At 37.9% G+C, this 16,482-nt stretch carries 18 protein-coding genes; 10 read left to right on the top strand and 8 right to left on the bottom strand.

Annotation, left to right across the window (positions count from 1 at the left end; translation table 11 throughout):
- Window positions 1-3 precede the first annotated feature (3 nt).
- Window positions 4-885, bottom strand: a complete 882-nt coding sequence (asd, locus tag ACUXZ4_RS09620; protein ID WP_464974030.1) for an archaetidylserine decarboxylase — start codon at window positions 883-885, stop codon at window positions 4-6.
- Between the two features lie 154 nt (window positions 886-1,039).
- Between asd and yceD the strand changes: the two genes are divergently transcribed.
- The 7 genes from yceD (at window position 1,040) to acpP (ending at window position 6,049) form a co-directional block, all read left to right on the top strand.
- Window positions 1,040-1,564: a 23S rRNA accumulation protein YceD gene (gene yceD, locus ACUXZ4_RS09615; RefSeq protein WP_464972979.1), complete on the top strand. Its 525-nt coding sequence runs from the start codon at window positions 1,040-1,042 to the stop codon at window positions 1,562-1,564.
- 22 nt (window positions 1,565-1,586) lie between these two features.
- The gene (gene rpmF / locus ACUXZ4_RS09610) at window positions 1,587-1,757 is read left to right on the top strand and encodes a 50S ribosomal protein L32 (protein WP_132302023.1); all 171 of its coding nucleotides are present in this window, start codon (window positions 1,587-1,589) and stop codon (window positions 1,755-1,757) included.
- A 21-nt stretch (window positions 1,758-1,778) separates the two neighbouring features.
- Window positions 1,779-2,807 (top strand): phosphate acyltransferase PlsX, encoded by a 1,029-nt coding sequence (plsX, locus tag ACUXZ4_RS09605; RefSeq protein ID WP_464972978.1) that lies wholly within the window; start codon window positions 1,779-1,781, stop codon window positions 2,805-2,807.
- Between the two features lie 32 nt (window positions 2,808-2,839).
- A complete protein-coding gene (locus tag ACUXZ4_RS09600) occupies window positions 2,840-3,790 on the top strand; it encodes a beta-ketoacyl-ACP synthase III (RefSeq protein WP_464972977.1) in 951 nt (316 codons plus the stop codon).
- 67 nt (window positions 3,791-3,857) lie between these two features.
- Window positions 3,858-4,796, top strand: a complete 939-nt coding sequence (fabD, locus tag ACUXZ4_RS09595) for an ACP S-malonyltransferase (RefSeq protein ID WP_464972976.1) — start codon at window positions 3,858-3,860, stop codon at window positions 4,794-4,796.
- A 43-nt stretch (window positions 4,797-4,839) separates the two neighbouring features.
- Window positions 4,840-5,568, top strand: a complete 729-nt coding sequence (fabG, locus tag ACUXZ4_RS09590; RefSeq protein ID WP_464972975.1) for a 3-oxoacyl-ACP reductase FabG — start codon at window positions 4,840-4,842, stop codon at window positions 5,566-5,568.
- A 250-nt stretch (window positions 5,569-5,818) separates the two neighbouring features.
- Complete coding sequence (acpP, locus tag ACUXZ4_RS09585) at window positions 5,819-6,049, top strand: acyl carrier protein (RefSeq protein ID WP_115637124.1); 231 nt, start codon at window positions 5,819-5,821, stop codon at window positions 6,047-6,049.
- Window positions 6,050-6,085: 36 nt separating this feature from the next.
- Here acpP and ACUXZ4_RS09580 read toward each other — a convergent pair whose 3' ends face one another.
- The 5 genes from ACUXZ4_RS09580 to ACUXZ4_RS09560 are packed head-to-tail and all read right to left on the bottom strand — an operon-like array spanning window position 6,086 to window position 9,698.
- Complete coding sequence (locus ACUXZ4_RS09580) at window positions 6,086-7,468, bottom strand: type IV pilus secretin PilQ (RefSeq protein ID WP_464972974.1); 1,383 nt, start codon at window positions 7,466-7,468, stop codon at window positions 6,086-6,088.
- Window positions 7,469-7,477: 9 nt separating this feature from the next.
- Window positions 7,478-7,852, bottom strand: a complete 375-nt coding sequence (locus tag ACUXZ4_RS09575) for a hypothetical protein (RefSeq protein WP_464972973.1) — start codon at window positions 7,850-7,852, stop codon at window positions 7,478-7,480.
- Window positions 7,849-8,385 (bottom strand): hypothetical protein, encoded by a 537-nt coding sequence (locus ACUXZ4_RS09570; protein ID WP_464972972.1) that lies wholly within the window; start codon window positions 8,383-8,385, stop codon window positions 7,849-7,851. Before ACUXZ4_RS09570 ends, ACUXZ4_RS09575 begins: the two co-directional genes overlap by 4 nt.
- Complete coding sequence (locus tag ACUXZ4_RS09565) at window positions 8,360-8,911, bottom strand: hypothetical protein (RefSeq protein ID WP_464972971.1); 552 nt, start codon at window positions 8,909-8,911, stop codon at window positions 8,360-8,362. Before ACUXZ4_RS09565 ends, ACUXZ4_RS09570 begins: the two co-directional genes overlap by 26 nt.
- Window positions 8,895-9,698, bottom strand: coding sequence for a competence protein ComA (locus tag ACUXZ4_RS09560; RefSeq protein WP_464972970.1), 804 nt, complete (start codon window positions 9,696-9,698; stop codon window positions 8,895-8,897). The genes ACUXZ4_RS09565 and ACUXZ4_RS09560 overlap by 17 nt, the downstream gene beginning before the upstream one ends.
- A 127-nt stretch (window positions 9,699-9,825) precedes the next feature.
- On the opposite strand from ACUXZ4_RS09560, the gene ACUXZ4_RS09555 reads away from it, so the two are divergent.
- Window positions 9,826-12,381, top strand: coding sequence for a penicillin-binding protein 1A (locus tag ACUXZ4_RS09555; protein WP_464972969.1), 2,556 nt, complete (start codon window positions 9,826-9,828; stop codon window positions 12,379-12,381).
- Window positions 12,382-12,498: 117 nt separating this feature from the next.
- On the opposite strand, the gene dsbB is transcribed toward ACUXZ4_RS09555, so the two are convergent.
- On the bottom strand, window positions 12,499-13,038 hold the full coding sequence (gene dsbB / locus ACUXZ4_RS09550) for a disulfide bond formation protein DsbB (protein WP_464972968.1): 540 nt from the start codon (window positions 13,036-13,038) through the stop codon (window positions 12,499-12,501).
- A gap of 31 nt (window positions 13,039-13,069) precedes the next feature.
- Entirely contained in the window at window positions 13,070-14,644 is a 1,575-nt protein-coding gene (gene nhaB / locus ACUXZ4_RS09545) for a sodium/proton antiporter NhaB (RefSeq protein ID WP_464972967.1), read from the bottom strand.
- A 145-nt stretch (window positions 14,645-14,789) separates the two neighbouring features.
- Between nhaB and fadR the strand changes: the two genes are divergently transcribed.
- Window positions 14,790-15,515 (top strand): fatty acid metabolism transcriptional regulator FadR, encoded by a 726-nt coding sequence (gene fadR / locus ACUXZ4_RS09540; RefSeq protein ID WP_464972966.1) that lies wholly within the window; start codon window positions 14,790-14,792, stop codon window positions 15,513-15,515.
- Window positions 15,516-15,527: 12 nt separating this feature from the next.
- The gene (gene xerD / locus ACUXZ4_RS09535) at window positions 15,528-16,421 is read left to right on the top strand and encodes a site-specific tyrosine recombinase XerD (protein WP_464972965.1); all 894 of its coding nucleotides are present in this window, start codon (window positions 15,528-15,530) and stop codon (window positions 16,419-16,421) included.
- Window positions 16,422-16,482: the final 61 nt, after the last annotated feature.

Genomic DNA, 16,482 nt, shown 5'->3' with positions numbered 1-16,482 from the left:
CTTTTATTTTTTATAAGCTAAAATTTCGCCAACACGCGTTTCGCTATCGACAGTTAAATCCTGTGGGAATGTCACACGATCTTGTTGGAACAAGTTGATCACAGTCGAACCCAATTGGAATGCGCCCATTTCTTGTCCTTTGCTCAATTTGATTGAGCCATCGTAATGCCATGTTTGTACGCTATTTGGACGTGGCGGATTGATAACCCCCGCCCAAGCGGTGCTAATACTTGCCGTAATGGTTGCTCCAACTAGAATTTGTACCATTTGACCAAATTCAGTATCGAAGACACAGATAACGCGTTCATTACGCGCCAGTAAATTTGGGATATGTTCATTTAAAAATGGGTTAACGGAGAACAAATCGCCGGGTACATAAATCATTTTGCGTAAGGTCGCATCACAAGGCATGTGTACGCGATGATAATCGCGCGGCGATAAGTATATAGTGGCGAAGTCTCCATTTTTAAAGGCCTGTGTTAATTCTTCGTCGCCAGCTAGCAAATCTTTTAGGCTAAAACTATGCTCTTTGGCTTGTAGCATGGTCTCATCAAAAATATGGCCACATTGGCTGATTTTCCCATCAGCAGGGAAGCAAAGTGCGGTGGAATCTTCATTAATTTTTCGTACACCTTCTTTTAACGGGCGAATAAAAAATTCGTTAAAGGTGGCGTAATCACTAAATTCTGGCTTCGCTGCTTCTTGCATATTAATTTGATATTTTTTAGCAAATAATTTAATGATGAAATGTGTCACAACACCCCATTGCTGTTTTGCCAGCCAACCTGCTGCTTGCGTGAGGTATTTTTGTGGCATAACATATTGAAAGGCAATTTTGACACGCTTCCAATAGCTGAGATTTAAGGTTTTTTCTAATAAATTCATCATGTTCCTTTATTTTGTAATATGAATTGATGGGCGATTATAGCAAGTTATGCTAGGGTTTTTAATAAAGATTTTTCATTTTAGGTCAATTTTAGTGTAAAAAATGATAATTTCCTTTGACTATTTTACTCGCAAAAGGTAATATTGCCGCCCTATGCAAAAGGTAAAACTACCCCTCACTGTTGACCCAGTAAAAGACGCTCAGCGTAGATTAGATTATGAAGGCTATTATGCCGCTGATCAGCTTAAGCGTTTATCTGCGTTAGTAGTAAAAGTGCTCAGCGATGCACAGGTAACATTATCGTTTTTCATTGATCCACAAAAATTAGTTGTGATGAAAGGACGAGCTGTTGTCGATGTTGAACTTGAATGTCAACGTTGTAATCAACCTTTTATTCAAACCTTGGAATGTGAATTTAGTTACAGCCCAGTGGCTAATTTAGATAAGATTGATGAATTGCCAGAAATTTATGAACCCATTGAATTTAATGAATTTGGGGAAATAGATTTAATTGGTACGATTGAAGATGAACTAATTTTATGTTTGCCGATTGTGCCGATGCATGATTCTGAACACTGTGAAGTGTCCGTGGCTGAACAGGTTTTTGGCGAATTGCCAGACGATTTGGCAAAAAAACCGAACCCGTTCGCTGTATTAGCTAGTTTAAAGCAAAAATAACTTAAATTTAGGAGTATAGCCAATGGCTGTTCAACAAAATAAAAAATCTCGTTCACGTCGTGATATGCGTCGTTCACATGATGCGTTAACTACTGCTGCTGTATCTGTAGATAAAGCAAGTGGTGAAACCCATTTACGTCACCACGTTACTGCTGACGGTTTCTACCGCGGTCGTAAAGTGATCAACAAGTAATTCCGATTATAAGGAAATAACTTGAGCCGTCTAACCCTAGCGTTAGATGTGATGGGCGGGGACTTTGGTCCCCGTATTACTATCCCCGCATCCATTCAAGCGTTGGAAAATGATCCAATGCTCACTTTGCTTTTATTCGGCGATAGCCAGCAAATTAATCCCTTACTTGATTCCCTACTGAAAAAGAAATCTCACTTAAAAGAACGTTTAGTGATTTGCCATTGTTCTCGCGTGATTGGTAATGATCAAATGCTTTCCTCTGCTTTACGTCATAGTAAAGGTTCTTCCATGCGTTTAACTATTGAGGCAGTGCAACGTGGTGAAGCTCAAGGTTGTGTAAGCGCAGGCAATACAGGTGCATTAATGGGATTGGCAAAGGTAATTTTACAGCCATTAAAAGGCATTGAACGCCCAGCGTTAATTGCGCTATTGCCTTCTCTGAATGGCGGAAATAGTGTTATGTTGGATTTAGGGGCAAACATTGAATGTAGCGCAGAAAATCTTTATCAATTTGCGTTAATGGGTGCAATTTTTGCAGAAAATCGGCTAAACTTAGTTTATCCTAAAATTGCCTTGCTCAACATTGGCGTAGAAGAGATTAAGGGGCATCAATCTATTCGTGATGCGGCGAAAATGTTAACAAAAGACACCGCACTTAATTATATCGGCTTTATTGAAGGCAATTATTTATTAAATAATAAAGCGGATGTGATTGTAAGTGATGGATTTGCTGGAAATGTGGCGTTAAAAACCTTAGAAGGTGCTGCAATTAATGTGATTAGCCTACTAAAAGGAAAGTCACGCAATTATTTGTTGAAACCTTTGTTTAGTTGGCTAATTCGTCGATTATTTAAGGACAGTTACCAACGGTTAAGAGAAATTAATCCAGATCAATACAATGGTGCATCTTTAATTGGATTGACTGCTGTGGTTGTTAAAAGTCATGGTAGTGCCAATATTGAAGCCTTTGCTAATGCAATTAAAGATGCTGCATTACAAGCCCGTCAGCAGATTCCACAAAAGATTTTGGACGGTTTACAGCGATATTAGAATTTACTGAATTGAATGAAGACGAGAAAGATATGTATAGCAGAATTTTAGCCACAGGAAGTTATTTACCAAGTCAAATTCGTACGAATGCTGATTTGGAAAACATGGTTGATACCTCTGATGAGTGGATTTTTACCCGTTCAGGTATGAAGGAAAGACGCATTGCTGCTCAGGATGAAACTGTTGCAACAATGGGTGCCAATGCTGCGCAAAAAGCCTTACAAATGGCCAATATTGATGCAAATGATATTGATCTCATTGTGGTAGGTACAACTACAAATTCCCATGCTTATCCAAGTGCAGCTTGTCAAATTCAAGGGATTTTAGGCATTAAAGATGCGATAGCTTTCGATGTAGCTGCAGCTTGTACTGGTTTTATTTATGCTCTTTCTGTTGCGGATCAATTTGTGCGTAATGGTCAAGCGAAAAAAGCGCTTGTTGTTGGCTCAGACTTAAATTCTCGTTATTTAGATGAAACCGATCGTAGTACCGTAGTGCTATTTGGTGATGGTGCTGGTGCCGTTATTCTTGAAGCGAGCGAACAACAAGGTATCCTTTCAACACATCTCCATGCTTCCGCTGATATGGACAATATGCTGTCTTTACCACAACAAAAGCGCGGTCAAGAACGTTCAGGTTTTATTGAAATGCAAGGCAATGCCACTTTTAAACTTGCGGTTCGCCAATTATCTAGCGTGGTTGAAGAAACCCTTGAAGCCAATCAGTTACAAAAATCAGATTTGGATTGGTTAGTTCCTCATCAAGCGAATTTACGTATTATTAGTGCAACAGCACAAAAATTAGAAATGGATATGTCACAGGTTGTGATTACTCTTGATCGCTACGGTAATAATAGTGCAGCAACTGTGCCAGTAGCGTTGGATGAAGCTGTTCGTGATGGACGAATTCAACGAGGACAATTATTATTGCTTGAAGCCTTTGGTGGTGGTTGGACTTGGGGTTCAGCATTGGTACGTTTCTAACAAATTAGTTATAATCTTCAAAATTGGTGCGGTAACGCACCATTTTCATCATTAAAAAGGATCAAATATGAAAAAATTTGCAATGGTTTTTCCAGGACAGGGTTCACAAGCAGTTGGTATGTTAGCTGAACTGGCAGATCAATATCCAGTTGTTATTGAGACGTTTAAACAGGCTTCTGATGTATTAGGTTATGATTTATGGGCATTAGTACAACAAGGACCAGCTGAAGAACTCAATAAAACTTGGCAAACTCAACCCGCACTTTTAGCAGCCTCTGTAGCGATTTATCGTGTATGGCAACAAAAATATCCAGAGTTAACACCTTCAATGATGGCAGGCCATAGCTTAGGTGAATATTCTGCGTTAGTTTGTGCGGGTGTATTAGATTTCCAAGATGCAATTAAATTAGTAGAATTACGTGGAAAACTTATGCAGCAAGCGGTACCAGAAGGTACGGGTGCAATGTATGCGATTATTGGTTTAGATAATGATGCTATTATCAAAGCTTGTGCTGAAGCAGAGCAAGGTGAAGTGGTATCTGCAGTGAACTTTAACTCGCCAGGACAAGTGGTTATTGCAGGTGCGAAAGCGGCTGTTGAACGAGCAGCAACAGCTTGTAAAGAAGCGGGTGCAAAACGTGCATTACCACTAGCAGTAAGCGTACCTTCTCATTGTGCGTTAATGAAACCAGCAGCAGATCAATTAGCAGTATCTTTAGAAAATATTGTGATTAAAGCACCTGCATTTGATGTGATCAATAATGTGGATGTGAAAGCGGAAACAGAAAATACTGAAATTCGCACCGCACTTGTACGCCAACTTTATAGCCCAGTTCGTTGGACTGAAACTGTAGAAAAAATGGCAGCGAATGGCGTTGAAGTTTTAGTGGAAATGGGACCGAATAAAGTATTAACTGGTTTAACAAGCCGCATAGTGAAAGAGCTTTCAGCTGTGGCAGTGAATGATATTAAATCATTAGATAATGCACAAGAAGCGTTATCTTAATAGGGCGAAAGAAACAACGATTTAATTTTAAGGACAACATAAGATGAAAGGTAAAATTGCATTAGTAACGGGCGCGACTCGTGGTATTGGCCGAGCAATCGCGGAAGAATTAGCAGCTAAAGGCGCATTTGTTATTGGTACTGCCACTTCTGAAAAAGGAGCAGAAAGCATTTCGGCTTATTTGGCAGAACAGGGCAAAGGTCTTGTATTAAATGTTTCAGATCATGCCTCAATTGAAGCAGTGTTAGAGCAAATTAAGCAAGATCATGGCGATATTGATATTTTAGTTAACAATGCGGGTATTACTCGCGATAACTTATTAATGCGCATGAAAGATGAAGAATGGTTTGATATTCTACAAACTAATTTAACTTCTGTTTTCTATCTTTCAAAAGCTATGTTACGTTCAATGATGAAAAAACGTGCTGGTCGCATTATTACAATTGGCTCTGTTGTTGGTTCAATGGGTAACCCAGGACAATCAAACTATTGTGCAGCTAAAGCAGGCTTAATTGGTTTCAGCAAAGCATTGGCCAAAGAAGTAGCTTCACGTGGAATTACTGTCAACGTAGTGGCGCCAGGTTTTATTGCTACTGATATGACGAATGCATTAACAGAAGAGCAAAAAGCCGCAACCTTGTCAGCTGTACCTGCAGGTCGCTTAGGTGAGCCAAAGGATATCGCAAAAGCAGTGGCATTTTTAGCCTCTGATGATGCAGGATATATTACTGGTACAACATTACATGTTAATGGCGGTATGTATATGGCTTAATCCTTAGGGATAAAGCTAGCCAAAATAAATATGAAGTGTTAGAATTCCAATTACTATGTAACTCAAAGCTGACTTAAGGTTATGTAGTTGGGAACACATAGCAGTATTTTTAATATGTGTTGTTTACAAAAGTGCGGTGTATTTTTTCATAATTTGAGGTTTGACCTTGTGAGAAAACACTTGCAACTTTTATAAAAATACATACACTTATAGCCCTAACCCTTTGGGCAAACTACAATAGGAAACAAACATGAGCATTGAAGAACGCGTAAAAAAAATCATTGTTGAGCAACTAGGTGTTAAAGAAGAAGAAGTAAAATCTGAAGCTTCATTCATTGAAGATTTAGGTGCTGACTCTTTAGATACAGTTGAATTAGTAATGGCTTTAGAAGAAGAATTCGATATCGAAATTCCTGATGAAGAAGCTGAGAAAATTACAACAGTTCAATCAGCGATTGATTACGTTCAAAATAATCAATAATTTCATAATTAGGCGGTGGATTCACCGCCTAATTTTTTATTGAATTAATTTTCCTTTCGGATTAAGTAAATTCCTGTCTTTTTGGCGACTTTTCTCAAATTCTTTGAGGGATTGTCCCTGTTTCAAAATATGTGGTGTGACAAAAATCACTAATTCCCGTTTTTTGTGTTTTTCAATTTCTTTACTAAATAGTTTTTTCACCACTGGGATATCACCGAGTAGAGGGACTTTATCAATGCCTTTTGTCATACTGTCTTGAAATACACCACCTAACACAATGGTTTCCCCATCTTTTGCGAAAACTTGTGTATTAATTTCTTGTTTATCAATGGTAAGTATTTCACCTTCTCCTGAATGAACAAATGGTCCAGGGGAATTTTGACTAACAATCAGATCCAATAAGATCGAATTATCTTGTGAAATATGCGGGGTAACTTCAAGTCCTAAAACCGCTTCACGAAATTCCACACTTTGCGAGCCGCTCTTTTCATTAATTGAAATATAAGGAATTTCAGTACCTTGCTTAATACTGGCGGATTTTTTATTGGTTGTCAGTAATTTAGGACTTGCAATGATTTTGACATTATTTTCTCTTTCGAGTGCTGTCAGTTCTAAATCCAACAATCGACCATTGATTTTAGCTACCTGTAATGCGATAGACCCAGCTGGCGTATTGACAGCACCAAAGTTCACATTCAAATTCTCTGCTATTTGATTAAAGCCATTAGCTACTAAGCCGCCTGATACCTTATGGGCTTGTTCAGTTGGGGTAAATAACCCCCAACGAACACCTAATTCTTGCAAGCTCTCATCGGAAATTGTCACTATTCTTGCTTCAATGGCAATTTGTTCTATGGGTTGATCTAATTGTTTGATAAGTTTACGAATATGCTGGAGTGATGAGAGTTCGTCTTTAATAATAAGCAGATTGCTTCTATCATCAAAAGCGATACTGCCATTAGCGGTCAGTAATGAGCCGTTGCCTGTAGTTAAAGATTTCATCACTTCTGAGGCTTTAGCAAAATGAAGTTTGATGGTTTCTGTTTTCAGATTCGGTTCTGTAGATAAAGGATTCAAAGGGATATTTGGATCGGATGATACTATGGCACTCGATGTCGTGGCGCTTAAATAATAAATACCATTTTCCTTATTCAGTTCCAGATTTTTTATTTTGGCGACTGATTTTAATAATTGCTGCAAGTTCGTTTTTTCTAGCTGCAAGGACAATGTGCCTGTTAGCTCATCATCAATGATCAGATTTGTATTATAATCAGACGCAAGTTGTTGCAATGTTGCCACTAATGGTGCTTGTTTTAATCGAATGGAGAAGCTGTCTTGATCTGATGATTGCGCAGCAAAGGCATAGGTAAAAATACAGAAAAATACACCGCACTTTTTTATAACATTTTTCCACTTCATTGTTTTCTCCTATAATTTTAATTTCATTATTTCGCTATTGATGCAATCTTTTTTCCAGACTTTAAATTGCGCCTCATTTTTATCAATTTTTGCTAACTGATAGCCTTCTGAACCGATAAAATCCTCTATTGTTGCTGTCGTGATAACCTGTTGGTCGTTTAATAATAAAATATGTGATTTCTCCGCTATTAAAATGCCTATCATTTTGAGTTGCTTAAAGTTGGTATCTGCCAACAATGTGTTTTTATCCTGATGGCATTGAGACACAACCTGTGTTTTGACAGTATTTATTGTTGCAGGTAAATCCCTACTATTTTTGTCAAAAGGATCATTGGCGTGCGCTACGAAGGGCAAGAGAGTTAATAGCAAAATACGTATTTTCATTGTGATTCCTTGTTTGGTTGTAGTTGTAATAAGATGTCACTTTCAATTGAATATTCTTTCTCTTCTGTTTGCTGAATTTGTAGAGAAATTAGGCGTAAATTCGGATGTTGAGCTAAAAGTGCGGTCAAAAAATCGCGTAAATTGGGAAAATTACTTTCAATATTCAGCACAAGCTGTGGTGTTTTATCGAAAAACCATTGGTTTGTGTTCAAATGAATTGAAGCGGAGAGTTGTTGTATTGACTGATTAATTGGCAATAATAACTGTGTTAGTTGCGGTGTAATTTGATGTTGTTCCGCTTGTTGTTTAAGGCTTTGTAGTAAGCGTTGCTTATGTTCTAATTCTGAACGAAGTTGTTGCTCATGTCGTTGAGTTTGTTCTGCTGTTTGATAGTTTTTCCAAGCTGTTTTTGCAGGCATATAGCAAATGATCAGGCTTAGCAACAATAATAGACCAATCTGTTTCGCAAGAGAAAGGGCTACCCATTTTCCCCAATGGTTATCTGGATTATTCAATATCGTCTGATTCATCATTCGGCTCCATACCAGTTAAACGTAATTTAAATTCAAAAAGTAAGCTTTCGTTTGTTTGTGGCGAAAACTGAGCCAATTGTAAATGGGGGATACTGGGTTGCTCTTTTAAATAATGGTGAATTTGCTCGAATTCAGTTTGGTTACTTGCCATACCAATCAATGATAATTCCTTTGCAGTAAAGTTTAATGTTGTTAATTCCCCTTGTTGTATTGGAAGGGAAGAGAGTAATTGAAAATGTTGACTGACTACATCAGATGCTATTGCTACGCTATCTTGCGTTTGTTTATGTTGTAAGCGTTGTTGTAACTGTTTTAATTTTTGTTCAGTTTGAGTTAGTTGTTGTGTGAGATTTTGTTGTATTTGTCCTTGGGTTTGTTGCGCTGAAAAATGATGTGAGATTGTCGTGAGTACAAACCAACTGCAGCCCCATATTATGCAGAATAGGAAGAATAAAATGATGCTATGACGACTACGTTTTTTATGTAAACTAAGACGCCAAGGTAAAAGGTTAACTGAGGTTTTCATTCTGAATAACATCCTTCTGCCATAATGCTGCACCTAAAGCGATCAGAGGAAATTTGGTCTCAATGACTTGATAATCTTGTTGCAAATCAATTGGCGTTTGTTGGGTTTGATAAAGTAATATATGACCAATATCTTCTTGATAACGTTGAATAAATTGATGATAAAGTGCGGTTAAATCTGCGTTAGTTTTGTGCATAATTTGCCATTCATAAGATTGATTGCGTGCGATTATACAGTGTTGTTGATCAGAATAAATCACTAGGGATGGTGTGCCTGATTGTTCCAGCTGCAAATAGTGAATGGCTTTAAAGAGACAATGAATAGCTGTATCTAACACCTCAATTTCTAAGGGCGCAAATAGAGCTAAATGCTGTTGTGCAATTTGAATTCTTATGGCGAAGATATCCAATCGCAATCCTTGTTTTAATGGTGTGGTGGTGTAATCAAACCATAATTCATCTAAGGGAACGGGCAACTCTTTTTCTAAGCTATAACGACATTGATGTTCACATTCTTGCTCATTTAGATGATGGGGCAAAATCAGTGACTTTTGCCAAATTTGATGAGGCAGAAGGGCGGTAACAAAGCATAATTTTATTGGCAAGTTGGTAGATAAAGAGGATTGTACTTTTTCAATGATAATTGCTGCAATTCCCTGTTCAATATGCTTATTCAGTAGGCAAAAGTGCGGTTGATTTTTGTCATTAAACCAAACAAATTCAAAATTATCCTCCGTCAACCAAACGCCAACTTGGATTTTTATGAGTTTCTTTATCTTTTTGAGCATGGCTATTCCTCTTGATGTTTTTGCTTTTTTTGCTTTCGCTCAACGCCATTAGTCTTTATACTTATTGCACAGAAAGAAGTATTCCCGAGAATGTTAATTAACACATTTATTTAGAGAGCGTTTTGGAATGAAGATCGCAAAATTGATATTAAGTACCTTACTCACATTGGTTGTGGTAGGATGCGTTGCTGTTGGTTTGTTTTATATGCATATCAAATCTAGCTTGCCAGATGTGGAAAGCTTAAAAACCGTTGAATTACAACAACCTATGCAGATTTTTACTGCTGATGAGAAACTTATTGGTGAAGTGGGGGAACAACGCCGTATTCCAGTCAAATTACAGGATGTGCCGCAACAATTAATTAATGCCATTATTGCAACAGAAGATAGCCGTTTTTATGAACATCATGGTTTAGATCCTGTGGGCATTGCACGAGCTGTGACCGTAGCGATTAGTAATCGAGGTGCTTCACAAGGGGCAAGTACGATAACGCAACAATTGGCACGTAATTTCTTCTTAACACCAGAGAAAACATTGATCCGTAAAGCAAAAGAAGCTTTTTTAGCGGTTGAAATTGAAAATACATTAACAAAAGATGAAATTTTAGAACTCTATCTAAATAAAATCTATTTAGGCTATCGTTCTTATGGTGTTGCAGCTGCAGCGAAAACTTATTTTGGTAAGAATTTACATGATCTTTCGTTATCAGAAATCGCAATTATTGCAGGCTTACCAAAAGCACCATCAACAATGAACCCGTTATATTCTGTAAAACGAGCAGAGAGTCGTCGTAATGTGGTTTTAGGACGTATGTTAGAAATGAAGTTTATTAGCCAAGCGGATTATGATTTGGCGACTAAAGAACCTGTAGTGGCACGCTATCATGGCGCTGCATTGGAATTTAGAGCGGATTATGTAACAGAAATGGTACGTCAAGAAATGGTTCGCCGTTATGGTGAAGATGTGTCTTATAACCGCGGCTATCGTGTTTATACAACTGTACTTTCCAAGGATCAATATGAAGCACAAAAAGCTGTGCGCGATAATATCATTGCCTATGATGTACGCCATGGTTATCGTGGTGGTACGGCATTATGGTCACCATCTGAGAAAGCTTGGGATAGTGAAAAAATTATTGATGAATTGCGTAAGTTACCCAATTCATATCCATTTATTCCAGCAGCAGTGCTAGAGGTTGGAAAAAGTGGTGCTCAATTACTATTAAATAATGGTGAAAATGTCACTTTATCTCATCAAGCAATGGCTTGGGCGGGTAAAAAAGGTGTCAAAAAAGGTGAGCAAATTTGGATTAGAAAAAGAGATAATGGCGAATGGACTTTAGGGCAAATACCAGAAGTTAATTCAGCGTTAGTTTCTCTAAATAGTGATAATGGTGCCATTGAAGCATTGGTTGGTGGTTTTAGTTTTGAACAAAGTAAATTTAATCGCGCAACTCAATCACTGGTACAAGTGGGCTCAACAATTAAGCCATTTATTTATGCGGCTGCTTTAGAAAAAGGTTTAACCTTATCTAGTGTTTTACAAGATTCTCAAATTATCATTAAAAAGCCAGGTCAACCAGAATGGCGACCTAAAAACTCACCTAATGTTTTTGAAGGTGCTATGCGATTACGTGTGGGGTTAGGCAAATCTAAGAATATGATTGCAATTCGTGCAATTCAAATGGCAGGGATTCCTTTTACTGCAGAATTTTTAGAACGTTTTGGCTTTAAACGCGATCAGTATTTTGCCAGTGAAGCTTTAGCATTAGGTGCAGCATCCTTTACACCGCTCGAAATGGCAAGAGCTTATGCGGTATTTGATAATGGTGGTTTCTTAATTGAGCCTTATTTGATTGAGAAAATCTTAGATAATACGGGCAAAGTTATTTTTGAGGCAAATCCAAAAATTGCTTGTATCACTTGTCATGACATCCCAACTATTTATAGCGAAACGGATGAAAAAATTGATGGTTTTGCAGAAAATACCAAGATTGTTGAAAGTGGTGATGTCGCTGTTAACAAAAGTGCGAATATAGAGGAAGAAGTCGAAGCGCTGAACGATGATAACCCGGAATTAAGTGGTAAAGATGGTCAATTAAAAGCAGAAGATCTTAGCGTAATTACCGCAAACAAAATTGAAAATTCAGATGTAATCTATGCACCTCGAGTAATATCTGGTGAGCTTGCTTTTTTAATTCGCAGTGCGTTGAATACGGCTGTCTTCGGTGAAAAAGGTTTGGATTGGAAAGGCACTAGCTGGCGTATGGCGAAAGAATTTAAACGTCGTGATATTGGTGGAAAAACAGGGACAACCAATAATTCAAAAGTCGCTTGGTATGCGGGCTATGGCGCGAATTTAACTACAGCGGTCTATATTGGCTTTGATGATAATAAACGTAACCTAGGTAAAGGTGAAAATGGGGCGAAAAGTGCAATGCCAGCTTGGATTACTTATATGAAAGCCAGTTTAAGTGATTTGCCTGAACGTCAATTAGAGTTACCACCAAATATTGTGGAAAAAAGCATTGATATTGGTTCAGGATTATTATCTTCAGGTGGCAGAGTAGAGTATTTCATCAAAGGCACTGAACCGAAACGGGCATTTGTTCAAGAGAAAGGTTACTATGTGCCACCAGGTTTACCTTCTAGTAGCCCAACACATAGAGAGGAATTATTCTAATGGGATAGAAAGTAAAAAAGTTAGCAGATAAGCTAACTTTTTTATTAATACCTAATAGCTAGGTCAGTCGATTGGATAGAAAAAGTGCGGTAAATTTTACCGCACTTTTTGTTTGAATTAATTGAATAAACGACGTTGTTTTTTAATTCTGCCACCGAAAATTTGGCTTAGTAAAATAATCACTAATAACACAGAATACACAGCGAAAATAAAAACAAGCCACTGTACCATAGTGAAATCTAAAAAACGCCAGCCAATTTCAGTACATAAACCTGTTGGATGAAATACATCAGGTAACCATTTATCCAATGGTAAAGTAGCAGGAAAATCAACGGTAACTGGACACTGATCCCATGGTTTTGGATCTAATTGATATCCAACATGTTTTGTTGATAACAAGAAACCTTGAATAGCACCCCATAATCCTAATGCTAATGCGATAAGTCGCATAATTAGATATCGAGGTGCGATCAATCCCCAAATGCCAGCGATTCCAACGCCAAATAAGGCGACACGTTCATAAATGCACATGACGCAAGGTCTTAATCCCATTCCATGCTGGAAATAAAGTGCGGTAGCTTCTAGGCAAATTACTGAAAAAAGTAATAAGAGCCAAGTTCCACGTTTAGTTGAAAGCACTTTAATTGAGTTGAACATTTGGTTTCCTTTTCTTGTTTTGTTATGCACCTTAATGCGCTACAGTACCAACTGCATTGAGCGGAATATGAGGTTCACTAACCAAACCTAATTCCATGAGCCATTGTGTTACACCAGGTAGAAAATATTCCACTGCTAGCAAGCCAACGATAGATAATACGATAGTATAAGGCAATGCCATATATACCATTCTGCCGTAGGATAAACGAATTAATGGTGCAAGTGAAGAGGTTAATAGGAACAAGAACGCGGCTTGACCGTTTGGCGTTGCAACTGAAGGTAAGTTTGTCCCAGTGTTAATTGCTACTGCTAAAAGTTCAAACTGCTGTGCTGAAATACTGTTGTTGATTAATGCTTGTTTTGCTTCATTAATATAAACCGTTGCAACGAATACGTTATCTGAAATGGCAGAAAGTACACCATTGAAAATATAGAATAACAATAATTGTACGTTTTCCGCTGCATCTAATACGTAAGTAATAATTGGTGCAAATAAATGTTGATCAATAATTACCGCTACCACCGAGAAGAAGACAACGAGTAATGCAGTGAATGGTAAGGATTCTTGGAATGCTTTACCTAATTCATGTTCGCTAGTTACACCACAATAAGCAGTTGTTAAAATGATGACACTTAAACCAATTAAACCAACTGCGGCAAGATGGAATGCTAAACCAATAATTAACCAAACACCCACAAACACCTGTACTAAGAGTTTGACGCGATCTTGGTTTGTCATCTTCATTTCGTTGTTATGATCATATTTGGCTAAGATTGACCAAACTTCACGCGGTAATTTAGCGCCATAACCGAATAAGTGGAATTTTTCTACGACGATACAAGTGAGCAAACCACAAACCAATGTTGGTAAGGTCACAGGCAACATACGTAAGAAGAACTCTTTAAATCCCCAGTTTGCTTGCTCTGCAATAATCAGGTTTTGCGGTTCACCAACTAATGTCATTACGCCGCCTAACGCTGTACCTACAGCCGCGTGCATTAATAAACTACGTAAAAATGCGCGGAACTCTTCCAAAGTTTGTGCATTATTTTTAATTTTGTCATCATTAGTAATATCGGATGGATCTTCAAAGGTTCCACCTGATGCCACCTTATGATAAACACCGTAGAAACCCATACCAACGCTAATAATAACTGCAATCACTGTTAACGCATCTAAGAAAGCAGAAAGGAATGCAGCGCTTAAACAAAATGAAATGGAAAGGACGAGTTTAGAATGGATTTTAAGTAATAATTTGGTAAAGACATAAAGCAATAATTGCTTCATAAAGTAAATACCGGCAACCATGAACATTAATAACAGGATAACTTCAAAGTTTGCCATGATTTCAGCTTTTACGTGTTCTGGGCTGGTCATGCCAATGGTGACTGCTTCAATGGCCAGCATACCACCTGGTTGTAGTGGATAGCATTTTAACGCCATAGCTAATGTAAAAATAAACTCGACGACTAATAACCAACCTGCAATAAAAGGATTCATCCAGAAAATAACAGGGTTGATTAATAAAAATGCAACAATAGTTACTTTGTACCAATTTGGACTTTTACCCAAAAAGTTGTTCATAAATGCTTGAATATAGCTCATATTAATTTACATCCTTAATATATGTTTTGCATATCTATTATTTTAAAGTGATAATATCTTGCTATTTTCACTTGTAAATGAAAAAATTGCCAGCGTATTCACTCATTTTGAGTATTTTTTTGATCTAAATTAAAGAAAAATAAAGATGACAAACCAACAAATTTTGTTAAAAGCACAAAGTCCAGCCGCTTTAGCGGAAGAATATATTGTTCAATGTATTTGGAATAATCATTTCCCAGCAGGCTCTGATTTGCCTGCGGAACGTGAGCTGGCGGATAAAATTGGTGTCACTCGCACAACCTTAAGAGAAGTATTACAACGTTTAGCAAGAGAGGGTTGGTTAAATATTCAACATGGTAAGCCAACTAAAGTGAATCAGATTTGGGAAACGGGTGGCCCAAATATTATTAGTACCCTTATCCAACTTGATCGTAGCCTGATGCCAACCATTATTTCGAATGTGGTGTCGTTGCGTACCAGAATGGCGGAATACTATATTCCAGAAGCGATTCGCACCAATCCTGAGGCTTCGCTGAAATTATTTGAAAATTTGACCGCACTTGAGGACGACGCTCAAGCTTATGCCGAGTTCGATTATCAATTATTCCGTCAATTCACCTTTGTGGGTAACAAACCTGTTTATGGCTTAATTTTAAATAGCTTTAAAGCGATGTATCATCAAGTGGCGAAGTTGTTCTTTTCTAATCCAAAATCACGCCAGCTTACCATGGCTTTTTATCTGTCATTGCTCCAAGCTTGCGAGGCAAAAGATTATGAAAAAGCAGCGGTTTGTATGGCGACAAATCGTGAGAGTAGTACGGCAATATGGCAAGAAATGCTGAAACATTTACCAGATGATTTTGGTTTATAATTCAAAACTAAGATGAAAGACACCGCACTTATTGACTTATTTCTCAATGAACTTTGGTTAGAAAAAGGCTTATCAGATAATACGATTCAGTCTTATCGCCTTGATTTAACCGCGTTGTCTGATTGGTCTGCGCAACAAACCTTAACCTTACTAGAATTAGATAGCATCCATTTACAGCATTTTTTAGGCGAACGTGTAGAAAAAGGCTACAAAGCAACCAGTACCGCGCGTTTATTAAGTGCGATGAGAAAGCTCTTTCAATATTTGTACCGAGAGCAATATCGTCAGGATGATCCCAGTGCTATATTAAGCTCGCCTAAATTGCCTAGTCGTTTACCTAAATATTTGAGCGAAGAACAAGTAGGGGATTTGCTGAATTGCCCCTGCACCGATGAGCCTTTAGAACTGCGTGATAAAGCCATGTTGGAATTATTGTATGCGACAGGGCTGCGCGTCACAGAATTGGTATCTTTAACCATGGACAGTATCAGCTTGCAACAAGGGGTTGTTCGCGTCATTGGTAAAGGTAATAAAGAACGCATTGTGCCTATGGGCGAAGAAGCAGCCTATTGGGTTAATCAGTTCGTTTTATATGGTCGCCCTATTTTATTGAATGGGCAAAGTTCAGATGTGGTTTTCCCTAGCAAGCGCGCAGTACAAATGACAAGGCAAACTTTTTGGCATCGCATAAAACATTATGCCATTTTGGCAGATATTGATAGCGACAGCCTTTCTCCTCACGTACTACGTCATGCATTTGCCACCCATTTAGTCAATCATGGTGCTGATTTGCGAGTTGTGCAAATGTTGTTGGGGCATAGTGATTTATCAACGACACAAATTTATACCCATGTCGCCAAAGAACGATTAAAGCGTTTACACGAAAAATTTCATCCCCGCGGTTAACAAAGTGCGGTGGAATTTGTCTAAGTTTTCGTATTTGGCAGTTTATGCATAAAAATACGGA

The sequence above is a fragment of the Reella acinonychis genome, from assembly GCF_052828705.1.
Note: the sequence above shows the minus strand (reverse complement) of the source record. Positions and strands in the feature narration are given on the sequence as shown.